The organism is Azonexus caeni (genome assembly GCF_048146105.1).
GTDB lineage: Bacteria > Pseudomonadota > Gammaproteobacteria > Burkholderiales > Rhodocyclaceae > Azonexus > Azonexus aromaticus_B.
Map to the genome: position 1 here is coordinate 31,094 of NZ_JBKJAD010000012.1, position 23,112 is coordinate 54,205.

At 64.6% G+C, this 23,112-nt stretch carries 21 protein-coding genes; 14 read left to right on the forward strand and 7 right to left on the reverse strand.

All coding sequences use genetic code 11. The annotated features are described in order from the left end of the window. Genes ACLIIZ_RS12445 through ampD form a run of 4 tightly spaced genes read left to right on the forward strand, consistent with a single transcriptional unit; the run spans position 1 to position 3,710 of the window. Entirely contained in the window at positions 1–228 is a 228-nt protein-coding gene (locus ACLIIZ_RS12445) for a PP0621 family protein (RefSeq protein WP_416692513.1), read from the forward strand. Further along, positions 170–1,837 (forward strand): two-component system sensor histidine kinase NtrB, encoded by a 1,668-nt coding sequence (locus ACLIIZ_RS12450; protein ID WP_416692515.1) that lies wholly within the window; start codon positions 170–172, stop codon positions 1,835–1,837. The genes ACLIIZ_RS12445 and ACLIIZ_RS12450 overlap by 59 nt, the downstream gene beginning before the upstream one ends. After that, a complete protein-coding gene (locus ACLIIZ_RS12455) occupies positions 1,795–3,147 on the forward strand; it encodes a sigma-54-dependent transcriptional regulator (protein WP_416692517.1) in 1,353 nt (450 codons plus the stop codon). Before ACLIIZ_RS12450 ends, ACLIIZ_RS12455 begins: the two co-directional genes overlap by 43 nt. Next, positions 3,144–3,710 (forward strand): 1,6-anhydro-N-acetylmuramyl-L-alanine amidase AmpD, encoded by a 567-nt coding sequence (gene ampD, locus ACLIIZ_RS12460; RefSeq protein ID WP_416692519.1) that lies wholly within the window; start codon positions 3,144–3,146, stop codon positions 3,708–3,710. Before ACLIIZ_RS12455 ends, ampD begins: the two co-directional genes overlap by 4 nt. Here the strand turns inward: ampD and ACLIIZ_RS12465 are convergent. Continuing rightward, entirely contained in the window at positions 3,687–4,847 is a 1,161-nt protein-coding gene (locus ACLIIZ_RS12465) for a pyridoxal phosphate-dependent aminotransferase (protein WP_416692520.1), read from the reverse strand. The genes ampD and ACLIIZ_RS12465 overlap by 24 nt on opposite strands. Positions 4,848–5,040: 193 nt before the next feature. Then, positions 5,041–6,885, reverse strand: coding sequence for a phosphoenolpyruvate carboxykinase (GTP) (locus ACLIIZ_RS12470; protein WP_416692522.1), 1,845 nt, complete (start codon positions 6,883–6,885; stop codon positions 5,041–5,043). Positions 6,886–7,130: 245 nt separating this feature from the next. Between ACLIIZ_RS12470 and ACLIIZ_RS12475 the strand changes: the two genes are divergently transcribed. Together ACLIIZ_RS12475 and pbpG are read left to right on the forward strand one after the other, a co-directional pair. Then, positions 7,131–9,410, forward strand: a complete 2,280-nt coding sequence (locus tag ACLIIZ_RS12475) for an NADP-dependent malic enzyme (protein ID WP_416692524.1) — start codon at positions 7,131–7,133, stop codon at positions 9,408–9,410. 102 nt (positions 9,411–9,512) lie between these two features. Next, complete coding sequence (gene pbpG / locus ACLIIZ_RS12480) at positions 9,513–10,451, forward strand: D-alanyl-D-alanine endopeptidase (RefSeq protein WP_416692525.1); 939 nt, start codon at positions 9,513–9,515, stop codon at positions 10,449–10,451. Positions 10,452–10,499: 48 nt separating this feature from the next. On the opposite strand, the gene ACLIIZ_RS12485 is transcribed toward pbpG, so the two are convergent. Next, a complete protein-coding gene (locus ACLIIZ_RS12485) occupies positions 10,500–11,228 on the reverse strand; it encodes an IclR family transcriptional regulator (protein ID WP_416692688.1) in 729 nt (242 codons plus the stop codon). 130 nt (positions 11,229–11,358) lie between these two features. Here ACLIIZ_RS12485 and ACLIIZ_RS12490 point away from each other — a divergent pair, with 130 nt between their 5' ends. Genes ACLIIZ_RS12490 through ACLIIZ_RS12515 form a run of 6 tightly spaced genes read left to right on the forward strand, consistent with a single transcriptional unit; the run spans position 11,359 to position 16,048 of the window. After that, positions 11,359–12,090: a (Fe-S)-binding protein gene (locus ACLIIZ_RS12490; protein ID WP_416692526.1), complete on the forward strand. Its 732-nt coding sequence runs from the start codon at positions 11,359–11,361 to the stop codon at positions 12,088–12,090. Beyond that, the gene (locus ACLIIZ_RS12495) at positions 12,087–13,535 is read left to right on the forward strand and encodes a lactate utilization protein B (protein ID WP_416692529.1); all 1,449 of its coding nucleotides are present in this window, start codon (positions 12,087–12,089) and stop codon (positions 13,533–13,535) included. The genes ACLIIZ_RS12490 and ACLIIZ_RS12495 overlap by 4 nt, the downstream gene beginning before the upstream one ends. A 2-nt stretch (positions 13,536–13,537) precedes the next feature. Then, the gene (locus ACLIIZ_RS12500) at positions 13,538–14,233 is read left to right on the forward strand and encodes an aldehyde dehydrogenase family protein (RefSeq protein WP_416692530.1); all 696 of its coding nucleotides are present in this window, start codon (positions 13,538–13,540) and stop codon (positions 14,231–14,233) included. After that, positions 14,233–15,189 carry a D-2-hydroxyacid dehydrogenase gene (locus tag ACLIIZ_RS12505; protein WP_416692532.1) on the forward strand — a complete coding sequence of 319 codons (957 nt, stop codon included), beginning with the start codon at positions 14,233–14,235 and terminating at the stop codon, positions 15,187–15,189. Before ACLIIZ_RS12500 ends, ACLIIZ_RS12505 begins: the two co-directional genes overlap by 1 nt. Then, complete coding sequence (locus ACLIIZ_RS12510; protein ID WP_416692533.1) at positions 15,186–15,836, forward strand: LutC/YkgG family protein; 651 nt, start codon at positions 15,186–15,188, stop codon at positions 15,834–15,836. Before ACLIIZ_RS12505 ends, ACLIIZ_RS12510 begins: the two co-directional genes overlap by 4 nt. Further along, positions 15,833–16,048 carry an RNA-binding S4 domain-containing protein gene (locus ACLIIZ_RS12515; RefSeq protein ID WP_416692535.1) on the forward strand — a complete coding sequence of 72 codons (216 nt, stop codon included), beginning with the start codon at positions 15,833–15,835 and terminating at the stop codon, positions 16,046–16,048. The genes ACLIIZ_RS12510 and ACLIIZ_RS12515 overlap by 4 nt, the downstream gene beginning before the upstream one ends. A 3-nt stretch (positions 16,049–16,051) precedes the next feature. Here the strand turns inward: ACLIIZ_RS12515 and ACLIIZ_RS12520 are convergent, their stop codons facing one another. The 3 genes from ACLIIZ_RS12520 to ACLIIZ_RS12530 all read right to left on the reverse strand — a co-directional run bounded on the left by ACLIIZ_RS12520 (position 16,052) and on the right by ACLIIZ_RS12530 (position 18,822). Further along, positions 16,052–16,699, reverse strand: coding sequence for a DUF47 domain-containing protein (locus ACLIIZ_RS12520; protein WP_416692537.1), 648 nt, complete (start codon positions 16,697–16,699; stop codon positions 16,052–16,054). Then, positions 16,696–17,739, reverse strand: coding sequence for an inorganic phosphate transporter (locus ACLIIZ_RS12525; protein ID WP_416692539.1), 1,044 nt, complete (start codon positions 17,737–17,739; stop codon positions 16,696–16,698). The genes ACLIIZ_RS12520 and ACLIIZ_RS12525 overlap by 4 nt, the downstream gene beginning before the upstream one ends. Before the next feature lie 102 nt (positions 17,740–17,841). Continuing rightward, complete coding sequence (locus tag ACLIIZ_RS12530; RefSeq protein ID WP_416692541.1) at positions 17,842–18,822, reverse strand: SLAC1 anion channel family protein; 981 nt, start codon at positions 18,820–18,822, stop codon at positions 17,842–17,844. A 218-nt stretch (positions 18,823–19,040) separates the two neighbouring features. On the opposite strand from ACLIIZ_RS12530, the gene ACLIIZ_RS12535 reads away from it, so the two are divergent. Then, positions 19,041–19,892, forward strand: a complete 852-nt coding sequence (locus ACLIIZ_RS12535) for an alpha/beta hydrolase (RefSeq protein WP_416692544.1) — start codon at positions 19,041–19,043, stop codon at positions 19,890–19,892. A 58-nt stretch (positions 19,893–19,950) separates the two neighbouring features. Here ACLIIZ_RS12535 and ccoG read toward each other — a convergent pair whose 3' ends face one another. After that, positions 19,951–21,357 carry a cytochrome c oxidase accessory protein CcoG gene (gene ccoG / locus ACLIIZ_RS12540; protein ID WP_416692546.1) on the reverse strand — a complete coding sequence of 469 codons (1,407 nt, stop codon included), beginning with the start codon at positions 21,355–21,357 and terminating at the stop codon, positions 19,951–19,953. Positions 21,358–21,689: 332 nt separating this feature from the next. On the opposite strand from ccoG, the gene ACLIIZ_RS12545 reads away from it, so the two are divergent. Further along, on the forward strand, positions 21,690–23,015 hold the full coding sequence (locus ACLIIZ_RS12545; RefSeq protein ID WP_416692548.1) for a sigma-54 interaction domain-containing protein: 1,326 nt from the start codon (positions 21,690–21,692) through the stop codon (positions 23,013–23,015). Positions 23,016–23,112 lie beyond the last annotated feature (97 nt).

The window sequence follows — 23,112 nt, forward strand, 5'->3', positions numbered from 1 at the left end:
ATGCTGAAATACCTTCTGCTGCTCGCGCTCGGCGCGCTTCTCTGGTGGCACTGGCGCAAGGGCCGGGATGGCGCCGTGCCGCCATCGGAGACGCCACGGCCGGTCGAGCGCATGGTGCGTTGCGCCCATTGCGGCGTACATCTGCCGGAAAGCGACGCTCTGGCCGACGGTGCTCGTCACTACTGCAACGCGGCGCATCGCGACGCCGCCCGGCGCGCCGGGGGCTGAGGTGCAGGGCTGGCTGAACGACACCTGGGTGCCGAACTGGCGCTCCTTCCAGTATTTCGTCCTCTATCGCCTGCTGCTCGGCAGTCTGGCGCTGCTGGCGCTGCTTTTTCCCGGCGACTGGAACCTGCGCCTCAACATGATGCCCTCGCTGCTCACCTTCTCGCTGGTCGGCGCGCATCTGGTATGTACCGCCGGCGGTCTGGCGCTGGCGCGCTTCTGGCAGCAACACTTCAACTTCCAGCTTTCGTTCCAGGTCATCGTCGACATCGTCGTCCTCGCCGCCTTGATGCTGATCGCCGGCGGCGTCAGCAGCGGCTTCGGCTTGATCCTGCTGATCTCTCTGGCGGCGGCCAGTCTGGTCGGCCAGGGGCGCCTGGTTCTCCTGTACGCGGCGCTGGCGACCTTGGCGGCGCTGGTGTCGCAGACGCTGGGGGTTTTTCTGCTCGATTTCGAGCAGAGCGGCCTGGTCCAGGCCGGCTTCATCTCGGCCGGTTATTTCGCGACGGCAATTCTTGCCCGTCTGCTCGGCCAGCGAGTGATGGTCAACGAAGACCTCGCCCGTCGGCGCGGCATCGCCCTCAACAACCAGATTCGCATCAACCAGCGCGTCGTCGAGCGGATGCAGGATGGCGTCTTGATCGTCACCCGCGACGGCGAGATTGTCCGCCACAACCCGATGGCGATGCGTCTGCTCGGTCTGCCGCCAAGTGGCGGCAACCTGGCGGTGCATGCGCCGACCCTGGGCGCGGCGCTGACCCATTGGCTGGCCGGCAGCAGCAACGACAGCGTGCTGCTTTCCGGTGTCGGCAACGCCGAACTGGGCGCGCGTTTCGAATCGACTGCCAGTTCCGACGGCGAGGTGCTGGTCTTCATCGAGGATGTCGGCCGCATCAAGGAACAGGCCAAGCAGCTCAAGCTGGCGGCGCTCGGGCGGCTGACGGCGAGCATCGCCCATGAAATCCGCAACCCGCTGTCGGCGATCAGCCACGCCTCGGAACTGCTGCGCGAGGAGCGGCGCGGCGACCTCTACGAGCGCCTGCTGCGCATCATCGGCGACAATACCGCGCGCCTCGACCGCATCGTCGGCGACGTGCTCGAACTCGGCCGGCAGAAGCAAGCGCAGGTCGAGGTGATCTCGCTGCGCGAGTTCCTTGGCAATTTCGCGGTAGACCTGCTGAGCAACGAAAACCTGCCGCCGACCACCATCGCCCTCGACTTGCCGGCCGGGCTGGTGATCTGCTTCGATCGTTCGCACCTGCACCAGGTGCTGTGGAACCTGGTTGGCAACGCGCTGCGTCATTCGACGCGCGGCAGTGCGGCGGTTCGGGTTCAGGCGATTTCCGCCGCTGGTCAGGGCTGGGTAGAATTGCACGTCATCGACGATGGTCCCGGCGTGCCGCCAGAATTGCGCGACCAGGTGTTCGAACCCTTTTTCACCACCCATACCCTGGGTACCGGCCTCGGCCTGTTCATCGCCCGCGAGTTGTGCGTCGCCAACGGCGGCGCGCTGACCCTGAAGGCCGATGCCGGCGGTGGCCATTTCATTGTTTCCGGGAGGAGTGATTCGTGTCCGTTACCCGTAGCGAGCGACGCCCGCGCGGCGAGTTGAACCGGGTCCTCGTCGTCGACGACGAGGCCGACATCCGTGAACTGATCGACCTGACCCTGGCCCGCATGGGCTTGGCGGCCGAGTGCGCCGGGTCGGTCGGCGAGGCGAAGGCGGCGCTGGCGGCCGGCGATTTCCAGTTGTGTCTGACCGACATGCGCCTGCCCGACGGCGAGGGGCTGGAAATCGTCCGCTACATCGCCGAGAACCACCCGCGTTTGCCGGTTGCCGTGATCACCGCCTGGGGCAGCGCCGAGAACGCCGTCGCGGCGCTCAAGGCCGGCGCCTTCGATTACCTGTCGAAGCCGGTCGGCCTCGAGCAATTGCGGGCGCTGATCCGTTCCGCTTTGCGCCTGCCCGGCAACGGTGCCGAGAACGACGCGCTGCGCGCGCTCACCGGCGAATCGGCGAGCATGCAGCAGGTGCGGGCGATGATCGAGAAGATGGCGCGCAGCCAGGCGCCGATCTACATCTCCGGCGAGTCCGGCTCCGGCAAGGAACTGGCGGCGCGCCTGATCCACGCCCGCAGCGCGCGCAGCGCCGGCCCCTTCGTCCCGGTCAACTGCGGGGCGATCCCCGAGAACCTGATGGAGAGCGAGTTCTTCGGCTATCGCAAGGGCGCCTTCACCGGTGCCGACAGCGACCGCGACGGCTTCTTCCAGGCCGCCAGCGGCGGCACGCTGTTCCTCGACGAGGTCGCCGACCTGCCGCTGGCGATGCAGGTCAAGCTGCTGCGGGCGATCCAGGAAAAACGCGTGCGCAAGGTCGGCTGCGTCACCGAAGAGTCGGTCGACCTGCGCATCATCTGCGCTACCCACCGCAATCTGCGCGAGCGGGTCGATCAGGGCAGCTTCCGTCAGGATCTCTATTACCGGCTGAACGTCATCGAACTGCGCATGCCGCCCCTGCGCGAGCGCATGGAAGACATTGCGCCGCTGGTCGACAGCATCCTCAACAAACTGTGCGGCGAGGCGCATCCGCGGCTGTCGCCGGCGGCGATCAAGGCGCTGCAGCTCTACTCCTTCCCCGGCAACGTGCGCGAACTGGAGAACATCCTCGAGCGGGCGACCGCGCTCTGCGCCGGCGAGCTGATCGAGCCCGACGATCTTCACCTCGAGCCCGAGGAAGGCGCCGGCAGCGATCTCCAGGGACGCGGCAGCGAGACGCTCGACGACTACCTCAACCGCCTCGAACGTCAGGCCATCCTCGAAGCGCTGCAGAAGACCGAGGGCAACCGCACGGCGGCGGCGCGCCTGCTCGGCGTCACCTTCCGTTCGCTGCGCTACCGGCTGGAACGGCTGGGCATCGAATGAACTGGCTGGCCGATGGCTGGCTGGACACGGCCGAACACCGGGAATCGCCGAACTTCGGCGAACGCCCGGCCGGCGCCGCGGTCTCGCTGGTGGTCGTGCATAACATCAGCCTGCCGCCCGGCGAGTTCGGCGGCGACTGGGTCGAGGATTTCTTCCTCAACCGGCTCGATCCCGCGGCCCACCCCTATTTTGCAGAAATCGCCGACATGCAGGTTTCGGCGCATTTCTACGTCCGCCGCGATGGCCACGTCGTCCAGTTCGTCGGCTGCGACCGGCGCGCCTGGCATGCCGGCCGATCAACCTGGTGCGGACGCGACAACTGCAACGACTACTCGGTCGGTATCGAACTCGAGGGCTGCGACGAGCAAGCCTTCACCGACGCCCAGTATGCGGCGCTGTGGCGCCTGATCGACGCCTTGCGCCAGCGCTATCCGATCGCCGCCATTGCTGGGCACAGCGACATCGCGCCCGGGCGCAAGAGCGATCCCGGGCCGTATTTCGACTGGGCGGCGCTCGCCGCCCGCTACCCCGACCTCGGCTTACCGCCCGCAGTGACGGCGTAGGCGCTCGACCGCCTCGGCCAGCCGGTCGACACCGGTGGTGTAGGCGAAACGGATGTACTTCTCCGGCGCGTTGGCGCCGAAATCCAGACCCGGCGTTGCCGCGACGCCGGCGTCTTCGAGCAGTTTGCGCGCCAGTGCAAAGCTGTCGGCAGCGACCGCCGAGCAGTTGCAGTACAGGTAGAAGGCGCCTTCCGGGCGGGCGACGACGGAGAGGCCGATGGCTTCCAGTGCCGGTGCGAGAAAGTCGCGGCGGCGGCGGAACTCGGCCCGCCGTTCCTCGAGGATGGCGATGGTTTCCGGCCGGAAGGCGGCGAGCGCCGCGTACTGCGCCGGTGTCGACGGGCAGAGGACGAGGTTCTGCGCCAGCTTTTCGACGTCGCGCACGAAGGCTTCCGGAATCACCATCCAGCCCAGCCGCCAGCCGGTCATCTGGAAATACTTGGAAAAGCTGTTGATCACCCAGATGTCGTCGCCGGCTGCGCAGGCGGTCGGCGCGTCGCATTCGTAGGTGAGGCCGTGGTAGATCTCATCGACCAGGAAATGGCCGTCGCGGGCGCGGCAGACCTCGGCCAGCGCGGCGATCTCGGGCAGCGTCAACAAGGTGCCGGTCGGGTTGGCTGGCGAGGCGACGAGCAGCCCGGCGGTGTGCTCGTTCCAGGCCGCGCCGACCTGCGCCGGGGTCGGCTGGAAATTGCTCTCGGGTCCGACCGGAATGGAAACCGGCCGCCCTTCGTAGGTGCGCAGGATGTGCCGGTTGCACGGGTAGCCGGGATCGGCGAGCAACCATTCGCGGCCGGGATCGGCAAGGCAGGCAAAGGCCAGGTTGAGCGCGCCGGACGCGCCGTTGGTGACGGCGATGCGCGATGCCGGCACGGCGACGCCGTAGCGGTGGCGGTAGAAATCGCTGATTGCCTGGCGCAACTCGGGCAGTCCGAGCGCCTGGGTGTACAGCGTTTTTCCGCTATTTAGCGCGTCGACCGCAGCCGCGACAATCGGTGCCGGCGTCGCGAAATCCGGCTCGCCGACTTCCATGTGGATGATGTCACGCCCCGCCGCTTCAAGCTCGCGGGCACGGGTCAGCAGTTCGACGACGTGGAAGGGAGCAATGTCGGCGAGACGGGCAGCGGAACGGGGCATTTCATACTCCAGAAAGACGAAGGCCACCGAAATGATCGGTGGCCGTCGCAGGTTCAGTTCATTCCATGGTCAGGAATGGCCCGAAAACCGTAGCGAGCGGTTCGAGGCCGGTCCGAGAAGCGCAGCCGTACTTTGGTACGGTGAGCATCGCAGGGCCGGGATCGGACCGCGCAGTAGGTTTGCGGGCTATTGCTTAGGCGGCGTCCTTGAAGATGCCCATTTCGAACAGTTCGCGCTTCAACACCAGTTCGCGCGGCATCTTCTCGCCCATCTTGTCGAACCACTCCTTGTGGCCGGCCAGTTCGGCCTTCCAGGCGTCGGCGTCGATCGTCGTCAGGGCTTCGAAGTCTTCGGGCTTGATGTCGAGGCCGGTCCAGTCGATGTCCTCGAACTTCGGCATCCAGCCGAGCGTGGTTTCCTTGGCGGCAACCTTGCCCTTGCAGCGGTCGACGATCCACTTCAGGACGCGCATGTTGTCGCCGAAGCCCGGCCACATGAAGTTGCCGTCCTTGTCCATGCGGAACCAGTTGACGCAGAAGATCTTCGGCGTTGCATCGACGGCCTTGCCCATGCGCAGCCAGTGGTTGAAGTAGTCGCCCATGTGGTAGCCGCAGAAGGGCAGCATGGCGAACGGGTCGCGGCGCACGACGCCCTGCTGGCCGAAGGCGGCAGCGGTGGTTTCGGAACCGAGGGTGGCGGCCATGTAGACGCCGTAGTTCCAGTTGAAGGCCTGGTAGACCAGCGGCACGGTGGTGGCGCGACGGCCGCCGAAGATGAAGGCCGAGATCGGCACGCCGGCGGGATCTTCCCAGGCCGGGTCAACCGACGGGCACTGGTTGGCCGGGGCGGTGAAGCGCGAGTTGGCGTGCGCCGCCTTGCGACCGTTCTTGCCGTCTTCCGGCGTCCAGTCCTTGCCTTGCCAGTCGATCAGGTGGGCCGGGGCTTCCTTGGTCATGCCTTCCCACCAGACGTCACCGTCGTCGGTCAGCGCGACATTGGTGAAGATGATGTTTTCCTTCAGCGTGGCCAAGGCGTTGTAGTTGGTCTTTTCCGAGGTGCCCGGGGCGACGCCGAAGAAGCCGGCTTCCGGGTTGATGGCGTAGAAGCGGGTGACGCCGTCGGCATCGACGCGCGGCTTGATCCAGGCGATGTCGTCGCCGATGGTGGTGATTTTCCAGCCGCCCAGGGTCTTCGGCGGGATCAGCATGGCGAAGTTGGTCTTGCCGCAAGCCGACGGGAAAGCGGCGGCGACGTAGGTCTTTTCCCCTTCCGGCGATTCGACGCCGAGGATCAGCATGTGTTCGGCCAGCCAGCCTTGTTCGCGCGCCATGTTGGAAGCGATGCGCAGGGCGAAGCACTTCTTGCCGAGCAGGGCGTTGCCGCCGTAACCGGAACCGTAGGACCAGATTTCGCGGGTTTCCGGGTAATGCACGATGTACTTGACGGTCGGGTTGCACGGCCAGGCGACATCCTTCTGGCCAGCTTCGAGCGGGGCGCCGACGGTGTGGATGCAGGGGACGAATTCGCCATCGCTGCCGAGTACGTCAAAGACGGCCTTGCCCATGCGGGTCATCGTCTTCATGTTGGTGACGACGTAGGCGGAGTCGGTGATTTCGAAACCGATGTGGGCGATCGGCGAACCGAGCGGGCCCATCGAGAACGGGATGACGTACATCGTACGACCCTTCATGCAGCCCTTGAACAGGCCGTTCAGGGTCTCGCGCATCTTGGCCGGTTCTTCCCAGTTGTTGGTCGGGCCGGCGTCTTCCTTCTTTTCGGAGCAGATGTAGGTGCGGTCTTCGACGCGGGCGACGTCGGACGGGTCGGAGAAGGCGAGGTAGGAGTTCGGGCGCTTTTCCGGATTGAGCTTGATCAGCGTGCCGGCTGCAACCATTTCCGCGCACAGACGGTCGTATTCTTCCTGCGAGCCGTCACACCAGTGGATCTGGTCGGGTTGAGTCAGTTCGGCAATCTCGGCGACCCACTTCTTGAGGGCTTCGTGGTTGACGTACTCTGGTGCGTTCAGCGCTACGGTCATGGCGGTGTCTCTCTAATAAGTTACTGAAATAACTGATTTTTCACGCCAGTCGCCGGGTGCTGCCACCAAGACATCTGCGCGGCGAGGGGCCGTCGGCTGGGAAGCCCGTAATTATGCCTCAGGCAGGGGGAAATATCTACTTGACTTTGCCTGCTAAGTGATGTCCGAAATATCGCTGTCAAATGTTGTGTGCTATAGTTTTCCGCATCTCAAAAACAATTTTCATAATATAAAACGGAGGCGACATGGATCCCAGGCAATTGCGCGAAGCCGCGCTGTTCTATCACCGTAGTCCGAAACCCGGCAAGATCGCGGTCACGCCGATCAAGCAGCTCACCAACCAGTACGACCTGTCGATGGCTTATTCGCCGGGCGTTGCCTTCGCCTGCGAGGAAATCGTCGCCGATCCGGCCGAGGCGAGCACGCTGACCGCCCGCGCCAACCTGGTCGGTGTCATCACCAACGGCACCGCCGTCCTCGGTCTTGGGCCGATCGGCCCGCTCGCCGCCAAGCCGGTGATGGAAGGCAAGGGCGTGCTGTTCAAGAAGTTCGCCAACATCGACGTCTTCGACCTCGAGATCGACGAGCGCGATCCGGACAAGCTGATCGAGACGATCGCCTCGCTGGAGCCGACTTTCGGCGGCATCAACCTCGAAGACATCAAGGCGCCCGAGTGCTTCTACATCGAGAAGAAGCTGCGCGAGCGGATGAAGATCCCGGTCTTCCACGATGACCAGCACGGCACGGCGATTGTCGTCGGCGCCGCCATCCTCAACGGTCTGCACCTGATCGGCAAGGATCTGTCCAAGGTCAAGATCGTCACTTCCGGTGCTGGTGCCGCCGCGCTCGCCTGTCTCGACCTGCTGGTCATGCTCGGCGCGCCGGTGGAGAACATCTGGGTCACCGACATCAAGGGCCTGGTCTATGAAGGCCGGGTCGAGGAAATGGACGAGATCAAGGCGCGCTACGCCAAGAAGACCGAGCAGCGCACGCTCGGCGAGGCGATTGCCGATGCCGACGTTTTCCTGGGGCTCTCGGCCGGCGGCGTACTGAAGCCGGAAATGGTCGCCAAGATGGCCGCCAGGCCGCTGATCATGGCGCTCGCCAACCCGACGCCGGAAATCACGCCCGAGCTGGTCAAGTCGGTACGCGACGACGCCATCATGTGCACTGGCCGTTCGGATTACCCGAACCAGGTCAATAACGTGCTCTGCTTTCCTTTCATTTTCCGTGGCGCGCTCGATGTCGGCGCGACGACGATTACCGAGGAAATGAAAATGGCGGCGGTGAAAGCGATCGCCGAGCTGGCCCGCGCCGAGCAGTCGGAAGTCGTCGCTTCCGCCTATGGTGAGCGGATTTCCGGCTTTGGTCCGGAATACCTGATTCCGAAACCCTTCGATCCGCGGCTGATCGTCAAGATTGCGCCGGCAGTGGCGCAGGCAGGCATGGATTCGGGCGTCGCGACGCGGCCGATTCAGGACTGGGACGCCTATCTGCAGGGCTTGAACGAATTCGTCTATCACTCCGGCCTGATCATGAAGCCGGTGTTCTCGCAGGCCAGGCTGGCGCCCAAGCGCATCGTCTTCGCCGAGGGCGAGGACGAGCGCGTGCTGCGCGCGGTGCAGGTGGTGCGCGACGAGGGCATCGCCTGGCCGATCCTGATCGGCCGCCACGCCGAGATCAAGCGCCGGATCGAGGCGGCCGGCCTGCGCATCCGCGAGGGCGAGGACTTCGAGGTCATCCACTCCGACAACAGCGCCTTCTTCGACGAGCATTACGAGGAATTCTGGACCACCTACCACCGCATCATGGAGCGCAAGGGCGTGTCGCCCGACTACGCGCGCCGGGAGGTGCGCCGCCGCAACACGCTGTACGGTGCGCTGATGGTCCGTCTCGGCTACGCCGACGGCCTGATCTGCGGTACCTTCGGTCGCCATGAGACGCATCGTGAATACGTGCAGAGCGTCATCGGCACCCGTGCCGAGCATGACCGCTACTACGCGATGAACCTGTTGCTGCTGCCGGGGCGCACCGTCTTCATTGCCGACACCTACGTCAATTACGACCCGAGCGCCGAACAGCTGGTCGATATGACGCTGATGGCGGCCGAGGAAATCCGCAATTTCGGCATCGTGCCGAAGGTCGCGCTGCTCTCGCACTCCACTTTCGGGACCGAGAACACGCCGACGGCGATCAAGATGCGCGAGGTGCTGGCCGAACTCAACCGGCGCGCGCCGGAGCTCGAGGTCGAAGGCGAAATGCACGGCGACGCGGCGCTCGACGAGAAGATCCGCCAGACCGCCTTCCCGAATTCGCGGCTCAAGGGGCAGGCCAACCTGTTGGTCATGCCGACCCTGGATGCGGCGAACATCTCGTTCAATCTGCTCAAGGTGGCGGCCGGCGACAACCTGACGGTCGGGCCGATCCTGCTCGGCGCGGCGAAGCCGGTCAATATCCTGACGCCGACGGCGACGGTGCGCCGCATCGTCAACATGACGGCGCTCACCGTTGTCGACGCTTCCTGAGTAAGTGCCTGAATATCCGGTTCTATCTTGCTGCTTTGATTGTAATTTTGGATTTGAATCATAAACTCGGATAGAATCGGCGCTTGCTTCGGGAGTGCCTCCATGCGTCGAAAATTACTTGTCCTGCTCGCGTCCTTGTCGCTGATCGTCGGCGTGTCGCCGGTCGAGGCAGCAAAACGGGAAGCGACAACCAAGAAGCCGGTGTCGCATAAATCGGCGAAGAAAACGCATAAGGCACAGAAGAAGTTGGTGGCGGCGCGCAGCACCAAACCGGTGAAGCGTGTCGCCCTCAACGAAGATCCGGCGCAACTGGCGATCCGTTCGTCGGCTGCGCTGGTCATCGACCAGAGCAGCAATCGCGTGGTGATCGAGAAACAGCCGGACGCCGTGCTGCCGATCGCCTCGATATCCAAGCTGATGACGGCGATGGTCGTGCTCGATGCCGGGCTCGACATGCATGAGGTGATCAGCATCGGTGCCGAGGACATCGACGACCTGAAGGGGACGCGCTCGCGTCTGCCGGTGGGGACGACGATGACCCGTGAGACGGCGATGCTGCTGGCGCTGATGTCTTCCGAGAATCGGGCGGCGCACGCCCTCGGGCGCCACTATCCTGGCGGCATGCGCGCCTTCGTCGACGCGATGAACCGCAAGTCGCGCGCGCTCGGCATGTTCGACACCCGTTTCGAGGAGCCGACCGGCCTCTCCAGCAACAACGTTTCCACCGCCCACGACCTGGCGCGCATGGTCGCCGCCGCGGTCCGTTACCCGCAGATTCGCATGTTCTCGACGACGGCCGAGGCCAAGGTTGAACTGAACGGTCGCATCCAGCAGTTCGGTAACACCAATTCGCTGGTGCGCAGCGACAACTGGCAGATCGGTCTGTCGAAGACCGGTTACATCTCGGAAGCCGGGCGCTGTCTGGTGATGCAGGCCTGGGTTGCCGGCAAGCCGGTGGTCATCGTGCTGCTCGATTCGCAGGGCAAGGCGACCCGGGTTGGCGACGCCAACCGGATCAAGCGCTGGATGGAAAGCGCCTGAGCTTTTATTCTCCGGGATAAGCAGAAAGGCGGCCGCTGGCCGCCTTTTTCATTGGCGCGGCTTGATGTAGCCGAGAGCGCGCGAGACCTCCTCGGCCGTCTCCTTGACCTGCCGGCCCCATTCCGGGTCGTGGCGGTCGGCCGGGGCCGATACCGAGAGGGCTGCGACGACGTTGCCCTCGTCGTCGTGGATCGGCGCCGCGACGCATTTCAGCCCGAGTTCGGCTTCCTCGTCGTCGTAGGCGATGCCGTGCCGGCGCACCTTGTCGAGTTCCTTCTCGAGGGCGAGCAAGGTGGTCAGCGAGTGCGGCGTCTTGCCAGGGAGGCCGGTGCGGCGGGCGTAGTCGCGAACTTTCTGGGCGCTTTCGGCGGCCAGGAAGAGCTTGCCGAGCGAGGTCAGGTGCAGGGGGGCGCGACCGCCAACCAAGTAGACGACGCGGACCAGCGAGCGGCCGGACGAGGTGCGTTCGAGGTAGACGATGTCGTCGTCGTGGCGGGCGCCGAGGTTGATCGCTTCGCCGATTTTCTCATGCAATGCCTGCATGAAAGGCAGGGCGACCTCGCGCAGGTTGATGCGCGACTTGACGATGTTGCCAAGTTCGAGCAGCCGGATGCCGAGGCGGTAGTTGCCGGCATCCTGGCGTTCGACGAAGCGGGCGTTGCACATCGCGGCGAGGATGCGATGCGCCGTCGATGGGTGCAGTTCGGTAACGGCGGCCAGGTGTTTCAGACTGGCGGCGTCCGGGGCTTCGGCAAGCGCGTCAAGCAAGGACATCATGCGCTCGATGACCTGGATCGAACCAGGCGTCCGGGTGGCGCCGTCGGCAACTTCTGACAACTGGATTCCTTTATTCGCGGGGTTTGAGTAGCATTGGCCACTTTGCCTTGTGGTGCGGCGCAATATTAACATGCGGATCGCCTTATACGTTACTTGCCTGGTGGACCTGATGCGTCCGGCGGTGGGCTTTGCCGCCCTGCGCCTGCTCGAAGCAACCGGCAACGACGTCGTCGTGCCGCCAGCGCAGACCTGCTGCGGTCAACCGGCCTGGAGTGCCGGTAACCGGCCGCTTGCAGCGGTGCTGGCGCAGAAGGCGATTGCCGAACTGGAGAATTACGACGTCGTCGTCGTTCCTTCCGGTTCCTGTGCCGAGCAGATTCGCCTGAGCTATCCCAAGCTGTTCGCCGATGACGCCGTCTGGGGCTCGCGCGCCCGGGCGCTTGCGGCGCGTACCCAGGAACTGAGCGAGTTCCTCGCCGCGCAGGGCGAGTCCTTCGCAGCGCTCGGCGAGTTCGCCGGCAGCGTCACCTATCACGATTCCTGCAAGGGCCTGCGCGGTCTCGGCATCAAGGCGCAGCCGCGCGCCCTGCTTGGCCGTGTGCGCGGGCTGAACCTGAAGGAAATGGCCGACTGCGAGGAATGCTGCGGCTTCGGCGGCGCCTTCGCCGAGAACTACGCCGACGTCTCGGCGCGCATCGTCGACCGCAAGTGCGAGTCGATAGCCGCTGCCGGCGCCGATGCGGTGGTTGGGGGCGATCTCGGCTGCCTCCTCAACATCGAGGGCCGGCTGCGCCGACGTGGCGACGAGACGACGCGGGTGCTGCACTTCGCCGAAGTGCTGGCCGGGGAAACGAAGCCATGAACGGCAATGCCCGTCACTCGCAGGCGATGCATTTCACCGCCCGCGCCGCCGACAAGGTGCGCAATCCGGTGCTGCAGCAAGCGCTGCAGAAGGCCAAGCCGCTGTTTTCCGGCAAGCGCGCCAAGGCCATGGCGGCGCTGCCCGACGACGGCCTCGAATTCGAAGCCTTGCGCGAAGCCTGCGCCGGCATCCGCGACCGGGTGCTCAACGACCTCGACGTGTGGCTGGAAATCTTCGAGGAAAACGCCCGCGCGCGCGGTGCCGAAGTGTTGTGGGCGCGCGACGGCAGCGAAATCTGCGATCTGGTGATCGACGTCGCCCGCCGTCATGGCGTGAAGAAGGTGACCAAGTCGAAGTCGATGCTGTCCGAAGAGGCGCAGCTCAACGACGCGCTGGCCGCTGCCGGCATCGAGCCGGTCGAGACCGACCTCGGCGAGTACATCATCCAGCTCGCCGGCGAGGCGCCGTCGCACATCATCGCGCCGGCGGTGCACAAGACCTTGCAGGAAGTCGAGGCGCTGTTCGCCGAAAAGCATGGACGGCCGCTCGAAGCGCGGACTTCCGCCGACATCCCGGCGCTCGCCCGCGAGGCGCGCGGCGTCTTGCGCCAACACTTCCTGTCGGCCGACATGGGCATTTCCGGCGCCAATTTCCTGATCGCCGAAACCGGTACCGCGGCGCTGGTCACCAACGAGGGCAACGGCCGCATGGTGACGACGCTGCCGCGCGTCCATGTGGTGATCACCGGCATCGAAAAGGTGGTGCCGACGCTGCAGGATTTCGCGACCTTGATGCGCCTGCTGCCGCGTTCGGCGACCGGCCAGACGATCTCCAACTACGTCTCGCTGCTGACCGGCACGCGCGCCGACGACGAAAGCGAAGGACCGACCAAGACCGTCTTCATCCTCGTCGATAACGGCCGCGCCGACGTCGTCGGATCGCACTACCAGGACATCCTGCGCTGCATCCGTTGCGGCGCCTGCATGAACCACTGCCCGGTGTATTTCTCGCTCGGCGGCCATGCCTACGGCTGGGTCTATCCCGGGCCGATGGGTTCGGTGCTGACGCCGCTCTACACCGGCATCGAGAACGCGCTCGACCTGCCGCACGCGTCGACCGGCTGCCGCCAGTGTTCGAGCGTCTGTCCGGTGCGCATTCCGCTGCCCGAGCTGATGCACGGCCTGCGCCAGGAGCAGTGGCGGCGCGGCCTGCGCCCCTGGGGCGAGCGCCTCGGCCTGCGCGCCTGGGCCTGGGTCGCCGGCCGGCCGAAACTGTACCGGGCGCTGACCCGGATCGCCGCGCGCTACCTGAACTGGCTGGCCGACGGCGCGGGCCGCATCCGCATCTTCGGGGTCGCCCCGGGCTGGACGACGGCGCGCGATCTGCCGGTGGCGGCCGGCGGCAAGACCTTTTTCGAACAATACGCAGCAAGAAAGCGAGACTGACGATGGAATTCGCACCCGAAGGCCCGATGGCCATTCCCCTCTGGATCAACGGCCGCCCCTATCTGACGGTGGGCGACAGTTTCTTCGACGTGGTCAATCCGGCGACCGGGCAGGCGCACCACCGGGTGCCGATGTGCGGCGCCGAGGAAGCGGCCGAGGCGGTGGCGGCGGCGCGCGACGCGCAGGCCGCCTGGGCGGGGCTCGGCCTGGCCGGGCGCCAGGAATGTCTGGCCAGGCTCGCCGACGCCCTGGACAAGTACGCTGGCCATTTTGCCAAGTTGCTGGTGCAGGAGAGCGCCTGCCCGGAAGCTCAGGCGGAAGCCGAGGTGGCGGCCGCGATTGCCGCGTTGCGCGAGGCGAGCGTTGGCGAAACCGGCGTCGCCGCGCTGGTCGTCGCCGCCGGCCAGCCGCTGGCGGGCCTGGCGGCAGCAGCGGCGCCCGCCTTGCTGGCGGGAGCGACGCTGGTCGTCAAACCGAGCCCGCAAGCGCCGGCGGCTGCCTTCGCGCTGTGCGAACTGGCAACGCGCAGCGACTGGCCGGCCGGGGTGCTCAACCTGGTGCATGGCGACGGGCCGGCGATCGAAGGCCTGTGCTCGGCCGGCGTCGATCGCCTGATCTACAGCGGTGACGCTGCGCTTGGCGCCAAGGTTGGCGAGCTGGCGGCGGCGCACGGCACGCCTTTCGTCAGCGCGCCTTGATGCAGCGCATCGTCCATCTCGATCGGGCGTCGGTGGTCGCCGACTTCCGCCGGCCGGCCTTCGCCCACGACTGGATCGATTACCCGCAGACCGCACCGCAGCAGGTCGTCGAACGCCTGCGCGGCGCCAGCATCGCCATCGTCAACAAGGTGCCGCTGCCGGCTGCCGTGATCGACGCGCTGCCCGAACTGCGGATGATCGCAGTTGCCGCCACCGGCACCAACATCGTCGACCTAGACGCCTGTCGGCGGCGCGGCATCGTCGTCAGCAACATCCGCGGCTACGCCCAACATACCGTGCCCGAGCATGTCTTCGCGCTGCTGCTGGCGCTGTCGCGCAACCTCTTCGCCTGGCGCGCGACGATCCAGGCCGGCGCCTGGCAGGCCGCCGAACAGTTCTGCCTGTTCGACCACCCGATCCGCGACCTGCACGGCGCGACGCTCGGCGTCATCGGCGCCGGCAGCCTCGGCAACGGTGTCGTCCGCCTCGGCGCAGCCTTCGGCATGCGCGTGCTGCGCGCCGAACGCAAGGATGCCGCCAGCGTGCGCCCCGGTTACACCGCTTTCGCCGAGGTGCTGGCGGCGGCCGACGCGATCAGCCTGCATTGCCCGCTCAGCGACGCCACCCGCCACCTGATCGGCGAGGCCGAACTGCGGGCGATGAAATCTTCGGCGCTGCTGATCAACACGGCGCGCGGCGGCATCGTCGACGAAGCCGCGCTGGCCCGGGCGCTGCGCGAAGGCTGGATCGCCGGCGCCGGCTTCGACGTGCTGAGCGTCGAACCGCCGCCGGACGATCAGCCACTGCTCGATCCGGCCTTGCTGGCGCAACCCAATTTCCTGCTGACGCCGCATGTCGCTTGGTCGAGCCGGCCGGCGATGCAGATGCTGGCCGACCAGTTGGTGGACAACCTTGAAGCCTTCGTCGCCGGCGCGCCGAGGAATGTCGTGACATGAGCGCGCGCGACGAGATCCTCGCCCGCGTCCGTGCCGGGCTCGCCAAAGGCGATGCCGGTGCGCGCCGCACCGCCGCCCTGGCCTACCTGCAGGCGGCGCCGCCGGGGCCGCAGCCGACGCTGGCCGGCGACCTGCTGACGCGCTTCAGTGACAAGGCGGGTAGCCTGGCGAGCACGGTCGAGCGGGTCGCCGACTATGCCGCGGTACCGGCGCGCGTTGCCGCCTACCTGGCCGCACATGATCTGCCGGCGCGGGCGGTGACCGCGCTCGACGTCGCCGGCCTCGACTGGGCCGCCGCCGGTATCGTCAGCCACAGCGGCAGTGCGGTGGATGCCGATCCGGTCGGCATCACCGGCTGCTTCTGCGCCATCGCCGAAACCGGCACCTTGCTGTTGCTGTCCGGCCCGGCAACGCCGGCGTCGGCCAGCCTGCTGCCGGAAACCCACATCGCGCTGGTGCCGGCGGCACGGGTGGTGGCGACGATGGAAGACGCCTTCGCGCTGCTGCACCGCGAGCGCGGGCAGTTGCCGCGGGCGGCCAACTTCGTTTCCGGGCCGTCGCGCACCGGTGACATCGAACAAACCATCGTCCTCGGCGCCCACGGGCCGTGCCGGGTGCACCTGATCATCATCGAGGAAGAATCATGAGTCTCAATTTTGCCGTCCGCGGCGAGCACATCCAGCTCGACCAGTTGCTCAAGGCGACCGGTCTTTGCGAATCGGGCGGCGCCGCGCATGCGGCGATCGCCGACGGACAGGTCCGCGTCGATGGCGTCGTCGATACCCGCAAGCGGGCCAAGATCCGGCCCGGGCAGCAGGTCGATTTCGCCGGTCAGACGGTTCTCGTTACCGGCGAGTAGCGCTCAGCACATCTTGACGACGATGTCGTGCAGCGTGTTGGCGCAGTGCGCCATGCGGTCGGCGGCGTTGGAAAGATGGCGGTAGATTTCCCGGCGCTTGAACATGTGGATGTAGTCGTCGCCCTGGAAGAGGTCGGCGATCGCCCGCCGGTAGGCCTTTTCGACGCGGCGCTCGGCCTTGCGCGCGATGTCGGCGTCGGCGGCCGCCTGTGCCGGCTCCCTGGCCAGCCGGGTGAAGCCCTGGAGCAGGGCGTCGGTGCCCAGCTTGATGTGCATCGCCATTTCCAGGCAATGCTTGTCAGGGTCGAGCTGCAGGACTTCCATCTCGCTGACCGTGGTCTTGCAGTAATTGACGACTTCGTCGAGGTCCATGATCGCCCGATAAAGGTCCTCGCGGTCGATCGGCGTCGAGAAGGCCTCGTTCAGCGCGTGCAGGTTGTGGATCTTGACCCGGTCGGCTTCGTGCTCGTCCTTGCGGATCTGCCGGCCGATGTCGGGGGCGGCGGTTTCCATGAACTCGACCAGCAGGCCGGCGGTCTGCGCGACATGCCGGCATTGCAGGGTGAGCATGGCGAAAAAGTCGGGCATCTTGGGAAAGACGCGCTCGATCAACCGGCGGAACAGCGAGGGCGAACCGGTGTTGTCGCTCATGATGGGACTCCGATGAACAGGTGGAGCAGGGCGTAGGCCTGGATGGCGACCAGGGCGGCGCCAGGGATGGTGATCACCCAGGTGGTCGCGATGTCCTTGGCCTTGGCCCAGCGGACCGCACGCGGCCGTTCCGAGGCGCCAATGCCCATGATCGAGGTGGCGACGACATGCGTTGTCGACACCGGGGCGCCGGCCAGCGATGCGCCCATGATCACTAGCGCTGAGGTCAGTTGCGAATCCAGCGCGTGGATCGGCCGCACCCGGTAGATGGCGAAGCCGAGCGTACGGACGATGCGCCAGCCGCCGGAAATGATGCCGAGGGTGATCGCCGAGGCACAGGCGAGCATGACCCAGAACGGGACTTCGAAGCTGGGGATGAAGCCGCCCAGCAGCAGGACCAGGGTCAGGATGCCCATGCTCTTCTGGGCGTCGTTGGCACCGTGCGAAAACGCCAAGCCGGCGGCAGTGAAGAACTGGGCATAACGCAGTCGGGTGTTGGCGGCGGTACTGGCGCTGCGTAGCAGGGCGTTCATCAGGCGATGGATCAGGAAGCCGGCCCAGAAGCCGATCAGCGGGGACAGGACGAGGGCGGCCAGAACCTTGATGATGCCGGTCAGGTGGCCGTCGGCAAGCTCGCGGAAGCCCCAGACGACATGATCGCTGCCGACGCTGACGACGATGGCGCCGATCAGTCCGCCGACCAGCGCGTGCGAAGACGACGAGGGAATGCCGAAATACCAGGTCGCCAGGTTCCAGACGATGGCACCGATCAGTCCGCAAAGCAGGATCGACAGCGAGAGCAGCGGTACGACGCCGTCGAGGCTGACGAACTTGCCGATCGTGTTGGCGACTGCGGTGCCGCCGAGCAGCGGGCCGAGGAATTCAAAGAAACCGACAACGATCACCGCCTGCACCGGAGTCATCGCCCGGGAGGCGATGACTGTTGCAACGATGTTGGCGGCATCGTGGAAACCGTTGGTGTAGTCGAAGAGCAGGACGACGATGACGGTTGCCAGTGCGAGCAGGAATAGAACATCCATGCACGTTGCCCGCGGGCGGGCCTCCTCCGGATTCGTTATGTCTCGTTTCCCGCCAGTATAGCCCGCTCTTCTTGCCGGAGGGGCGGGAAACGAGGGGCTGCCTTATTCCGGAACGCAGATCTCGCCGCGCAGCATGGCCCGGCTCGTATTGAACAGCAGCACGACGATCAGGATGCTCAGCAAGCCCAGCAGCACCGGGGTCAGAATGGCAAAAAAGGTGCCGCCGACCTTTTCGAGCATGATGCTGGAGGCGATGGTCATCGCCGCCAGCGGGAAGGAATAGGCCCACCAGGGAAGGGCGAACGAGAGGCGGGCAAAGTGGCGCCACTGGAAGAACAGCAGCAGGGTGATGAAAAGACCGAAGTAGTAGAGGATGCGCGCCACGTCATCGAGCACGCCGTGGTGCAGCTTGAACCAGGCGATGCAGCCGACTGCCGGCGGGGCGATCAGGATGAACAGTGTCGGCAGCAGCTTGGCCGGGACCATCGGATGGAAGAAGAAGCGGTTGAACAGCACCGCCAGCAGCGGCGTCCACATCATCAGGCCGACGCTGAAGTAGAACCAGGAAATTTCCGGAAAACCGAGCGGTACGCCGGCGACCGGCACCAGGATGTTGCCGACGATGGGAATGAACCAGGCCGGGTTGCTGTGCTGGACCTGGTAGCGTTCGTGATGAATCCAGGTCGAGAGGATGAGCAGGGTGAACAGCAGTTGGGTGATGCTGCCGACCGCCCACAGGGCGAGCGCGATCGTCGGGCTGTATTGCAGTATGGCGATGGCGAGCAGGAGGAGGCCGATCGACATGGTCGGGAAGAAGCTGATGCGGATCGGATGGTTGAACTCGCCGATCACTTCGCTGCGGTAGCGCAGGAACTTGCTCAGGTAGGCGAAGGCAATCAGCCCGTAAATGCCGGCGCTGAGGATCAGCAGCAGGGTCGAGGGATGGATCGTCCAGGACCAGAGGTGCTCGATCCGTTCAAAAGCGATGGTGGTACCGGAAAGGCCCATGACGATCGCGAAAAGCGAGATCGGCATGTGCGCCAGACGACTGTGGGGCGCATGTTGGGAAGCGGCGCTGTTCATGAATACTCCTGATTATCGTGAGGTATAGTAGTAATTGCTTATTTTACTGCTGTTGGGGGTGTCGCCGCCATGTGGCGCGGCATTGAATTTATGTGAACCCGGGTCGGGGGCGCTCCTGATGGCTTTGAGAATGTCATGCCAATGAACCTGCAATCCTGTTTGCCTTTGACCCCGACGCAGCGCTCTGTTTCGGCGCGCGATGGTTCGTGGCGTCGGCAATGAGCATCTGGGGCTGGCTGGCCCTGCCACCACTCGCCGTGCTTCTGCTCAACCGGGCCATTCGCCGCAGTCTGCGGGCGCCGCGGGTTCCCCGTGAGGCACAGCCAGACGGGTTGTCGTGGCAGTCGGTCGAGGTGCCGACCAGCAATGGCAAGCGCCTGCGCGCCTGGTACATTCCGGCCGGGCCTCGCGCCTTGGTCGTCATGCACGGCTGGGGCGGCAATGCGGCGAATTTTCTGCCCGTCGCGCGCCACCTGCAGCAAGCCGGCTATTCGCTGTTGCTGCTCGATGCCCGTTGCCACGGGGAAAGCGACGACGACAGCTTTGCCTCCCTGCCGCGCTTCGCCGAGGATATCGAAGCCGGCATGGCCTGGCTGGTCGGCATCGCCGGTATCGAGCGCGATGCCCTGGCGGTGATCGGTCATTCGGTGGGGGGCGGGGCGGCGCTGCTGGTTGCCAGTCGCCGTCGGGAAATCCGCGGCGTCATCAGTCTCTCCGCCTTTGCCCATCCGGCGGCCATGATGCGGCGCTGGCTGGATGCCAAGCACATTCCGTACTGGCCGCTGGGAGCTTACGTATTGCGTTATGTGCAGCGGGTCATCGGTTACCGTTTCGACGATATCGCGCCGATCCATACGATAGCCCGGGTGCGCTGTCCGGTGTTGCTGGTGCACGGCCGGGACGATGCCATGGTGCCGCTTGCCGAGGCGCGGGCGATCCGTGCTGCGGCAGGGCATGCCGACGTCGACTTGCTCGAGTTGGTCGGGAACCACGAAGAGTTTGGCGATGTGGACGGGCATGTGCCGAAATTGCTGGGGTTTCTTGAGCAGGCGTTTGCGCGCCGGCCGTGACAAATAAAAAAAGGCGGGAGACAAGCTCCCGCCCAAGCGGAGTCTGCCCTGTTTGGCGTCAGGGCAGGAGGAAAGAGGCTTTCTCCCGCAGGGTGATGTCTGGGTTGCCCTCTGCGGTGATGGTGAAATGAATCGGATTCGAGCCGCGCTTGCCGGATTCCGGCGGAGCGGCGAGCACGACGTTGAACGAGGTCAGGCCGGCAGCCTTGGCATCGACACTGTCGTCACCGACGATCTTCAGCCCGTCCAGGCCTTCGGCCGTCAGCTTGTAGTGCTGCGGCGATTCCGAGGTGTTCATGATCTGCAGCATGAAGACGTTCTCGATGCTGCCGTCGTCGGCTTCGCGGGCCAGGGTGGAGCGGTCGCGGATGATGTCGACCTTGAGCGGAATGCGGTTGACCAGGAAGTAGCCGGCAATGATGCTGATCAGGATCAGGATTGCCGTGTACAGCAGGATGCGGGGGCGGATGATGTGCGACATGATGCTCTTGTGATCGAGCTTCTGCTGCATCGCGTTTTCCGTCGAGTAACGGACCAGGCCACGCGGCAGGCCGACTTTGTCCATCACCTGGTCGCAGACGTCGATGCAGGCGGCACAGCCGATGCACTCATATTGCAGGCCATTGCGGATGTCAATGCCGGTCGGGCAAACCACGACGCATTGCCCGCAGTCGACGCAGTCGCCCAGCTTGCTGGTGTCGGCGCCTTTCTTGCGCAGCCCGCGCGGCTCGCCGCGATCCGGGTCGTAGGTGATGATCAGCGTGTCCGGGTCGAACATCACGCTCTGGAAGCGTGCATAGGGGCACATGTACTTGCACACCTGTTCCCGCATGAAGCCGGCAAAGAGGAAGGTGAAGCCGCCATACAGGAAAATCCAAAGCATTTCCCAGGGGCCGAGGTTGTTGGTCAGGACGTTGTTGATCAACTCGCTCATCGGAGTGAAATAGCCGACCAGCGTAAAACCGGTCCATAGCGACAGAATGCCCCAGAGCGCGAACTTGGTGGACTTGATGCGCAGCTTGCGCGCATCCATCGGCCCCTTGTCCATCTTCAGACGCGCGTTGCGATCACCTTCGACCCAGTTCTCGATCCACATGAACAGCTGCGTATATACCGTCTGCGGACAGGCGTAACCGCAGAACAGGCGTCCGGCCACGGCAGTGACGAGGAACAGTGCGTAGGCGGAGATGATCAACAGGATGGCCAGGTAGATGACATCCTGAGGCCAGAACACCAGGCCGAAGATGTAGAACTTGCGCTCGACCAGATGAAAGAGCACGGCTTGCCGGTCGTTCCATTGAATCCAGGGAGTGCCGTAGAAAATGACCTGGGTCAGTAGAACCAGCGCGATGCGCCAGTTGTCGAAGAAGCCCCGGACACGCTTGGCGTAGATTTTCTTCCGTTTTTCGTAAAAAGAGACTGCAGTCGGTTCTGTCTGCTTCTTCTGGTCTGCCGCTTGGTTCATTGTTGTTGTTACCCCGTTGATCGTTATGGTTGGAAACCGGGGTGGCTTTCTGTCTGCCGGCTGGTTGCATGAAGCAAGCCTGCGGGGCGAACTAAGGGGGATATGCGCCCAGCCGGTCAGCGCCTGCAGCTCGATATTTTCCAGGAAAGCGCATCGTGCTGCGGGAGGTGTCCCCGGTTTCCGGTATCTCTATTAACAAGTTGTGTGCCAGCCTATGTCTTTCGTTTGCTGGTATTTAAATCAACGGGTTGTGATGTTTCTCATGCATTTCTTTAACACTGGCTGTTTTGCTGTGTCAGAATCGGCAGCATCTATTGGCGGGAGTGTCAATTTTGACGTCGCATTTTCTGAGTGAGTTGATTTCCTTCCTCGACGGTTTGCCAGAGCCGCGCATTGTAATGAGCGCGGATTACCGGATCATTGCCGCCAATGCGGCCTACACCCGTGAGTTCGGCGGTGGTCGGGAACTGGCGGGGCGCAGTTGCTATGAGGTCTCACACCATTTCGATCTGCCTTGCGATCAAGCGGGGGAGTCTTGCCCGCTCAAGCTCAGCCTCGACTCCGGTGAGCCGCAACGGGTTCTGCATCTGCATCACACGGCGCGCGGCGAGGAGCACGTTGCCGTCGAAACGGTGCCGATCCGGGACGAAAATGGTGATATCGCCTACTTCGTCGAGACCATGCGTATCGTCCGCCAGGCCAGCAGCCGGGCGGCGGCGCGTGGCCTGGTCGGGCGTTCGCCGGCGTTCGTCGATATGTTGGACAAGATGATGCGGGTTGCGCCTTCCAGCGCAGCGGTTTTACTGCTTGGTGAAACGGGAACCGGAAAGGAATTGGTCGCGCATGCGATCCACGAAGCCAGTCAGCGTTCCGACGGGCCCTTCGTCGCGGTCGATTGCGCGGGCATGACGGAAACGCTATTCGAGGCAGAGTTGTTTGGTTATGAAAAGGGGGCCTTTACCGGTGCGACTCATCGCAAGCAGGGCTTGGTCGAAGCAGCATCCGGCGGGACCCTTTTTCTCGACGAAATCGGTGAGCTGCCCCTGAGCTTGCAGATCAAGCTGCTGCGCCTCTTGGAGACCGGGACCTATCGTCGGGTTGGTGGGCTCGACTGGTTGCCGGCGGATTTCCGTCTGGTGACGGCGACGCACCGCGATCTGGCGGCGATGGTTCAGGCAGAAACCTTTCGCCGGGACCTCTACTTTCGTATAAACACTTTTCCGATCCGGACTCCAGCCTTGCACGAGCGCAGCGGCGATATCGCGCTACTCGCGGAATCCCTGCTCGAACGGGTTGATCACAAGCAAGGGCGTCGTTTTACCAAGGCAGCCCTGGAATGGCTGGCGGGGCAGCGCTTCAGCGGCAACATTCGCGAGTTGCGAAACCTGATCGAAAGGGCGACCTTGCTGGCGGATGGTGATAGCATCGACCTGTCGCATCTGGTGGAGATGGCTGACTCGCCACCGCCGTTGGCAGTCGGTGCGCCAGTTCAGCAGGGCTTCGGCGTTGATCGAATCGTCGAGTTGGAGGAGTTGGAGCGGCGGTATCTGCGTTGGGCGCGGCAGAACCATCAAGGGGAAATGGACGGATTGGCTCGTTGCCTGGGGGTGAGTACGCGGACCCTCTATCGCAAACTGGAAAGGATTGCGCTTTCCTGAAAGGAGGTGTGCTTGTCGGATAATCATGACAATGATATATTTTTCCGCTGTTGCCGAGGTTTTGTTTTTTACCAAACCTTACAATCTGGAATGATTA

What these genes read in the sequence shown, in the direction of transcription:
- ACLIIZ_RS12445 (WP_416692513.1), top strand. Translation starts at nt 1, where the DNA reads ATGCTGAAATACCTTCTGCTGCTCGCGCTCGGCGCGCTTCTCTGGTGG.
- ampD (WP_416692519.1), top strand. Translation starts at nt 3,144, where the DNA reads ATGAACTGGCTGGCCGATGGCTGGCTGGACACGGCCGAACACCGGGAA.
- ACLIIZ_RS12465 (WP_416692520.1), bottom strand. Translation starts at nt 4,847, where the DNA reads ATGCCCCGTTCCGCTGCCCGTCTCGCCGACATTGCTCCCTTCCACGTC.
- ACLIIZ_RS12470 (WP_416692522.1), bottom strand. Translation starts at nt 6,885, where the DNA reads ATGACCGTAGCGCTGAACGCACCAGAGTACGTCAACCACGAAGCCCTC.
- ACLIIZ_RS12475 (WP_416692524.1), top strand. Translation starts at nt 7,131, where the DNA reads ATGGATCCCAGGCAATTGCGCGAAGCCGCGCTGTTCTATCACCGTAGT.
- pbpG (WP_416692525.1), top strand. Translation starts at nt 9,513, where the DNA reads ATGCGTCGAAAATTACTTGTCCTGCTCGCGTCCTTGTCGCTGATCGTC.
- ACLIIZ_RS12485 (WP_416692688.1), bottom strand. Translation starts at nt 11,228, where the DNA reads ATGATGTCCTTGCTTGACGCGCTTGCCGAAGCCCCGGACGCCGCCAGT.
- ACLIIZ_RS12490 (WP_416692526.1), top strand. Translation starts at nt 11,359, where the DNA reads ATGCGGATCGCCTTATACGTTACTTGCCTGGTGGACCTGATGCGTCCG.
- ACLIIZ_RS12495 (WP_416692529.1), top strand. Translation starts at nt 12,087, where the DNA reads ATGAACGGCAATGCCCGTCACTCGCAGGCGATGCATTTCACCGCCCGC.
- ACLIIZ_RS12500 (WP_416692530.1), top strand. Translation starts at nt 13,538, where the DNA reads ATGGAATTCGCACCCGAAGGCCCGATGGCCATTCCCCTCTGGATCAAC.
- ACLIIZ_RS12505 (WP_416692532.1), top strand. Translation starts at nt 14,233, where the DNA reads ATGCAGCGCATCGTCCATCTCGATCGGGCGTCGGTGGTCGCCGACTTC.
- ACLIIZ_RS12510 (WP_416692533.1), top strand. Translation starts at nt 15,186, where the DNA reads ATGAGCGCGCGCGACGAGATCCTCGCCCGCGTCCGTGCCGGGCTCGCC.
- ACLIIZ_RS12515 (WP_416692535.1), top strand. Translation starts at nt 15,833, where the DNA reads ATGAGTCTCAATTTTGCCGTCCGCGGCGAGCACATCCAGCTCGACCAG.
- ACLIIZ_RS12520 (WP_416692537.1), bottom strand. Translation starts at nt 16,699, where the DNA reads ATGAGCGACAACACCGGTTCGCCCTCGCTGTTCCGCCGGTTGATCGAG.
- ACLIIZ_RS12525 (WP_416692539.1), bottom strand. Translation starts at nt 17,739, where the DNA reads ATGGATGTTCTATTCCTGCTCGCACTGGCAACCGTCATCGTCGTCCTG.
- ACLIIZ_RS12530 (WP_416692541.1), bottom strand. Translation starts at nt 18,822, where the DNA reads ATGAACAGCGCCGCTTCCCAACATGCGCCCCACAGTCGTCTGGCGCAC.
- ACLIIZ_RS12535 (WP_416692544.1), top strand. Translation starts at nt 19,041, where the DNA reads ATGAGCATCTGGGGCTGGCTGGCCCTGCCACCACTCGCCGTGCTTCTG.
- ccoG (WP_416692546.1), bottom strand. Translation starts at nt 21,357, where the DNA reads ATGAACCAAGCGGCAGACCAGAAGAAGCAGACAGAACCGACTGCAGTC.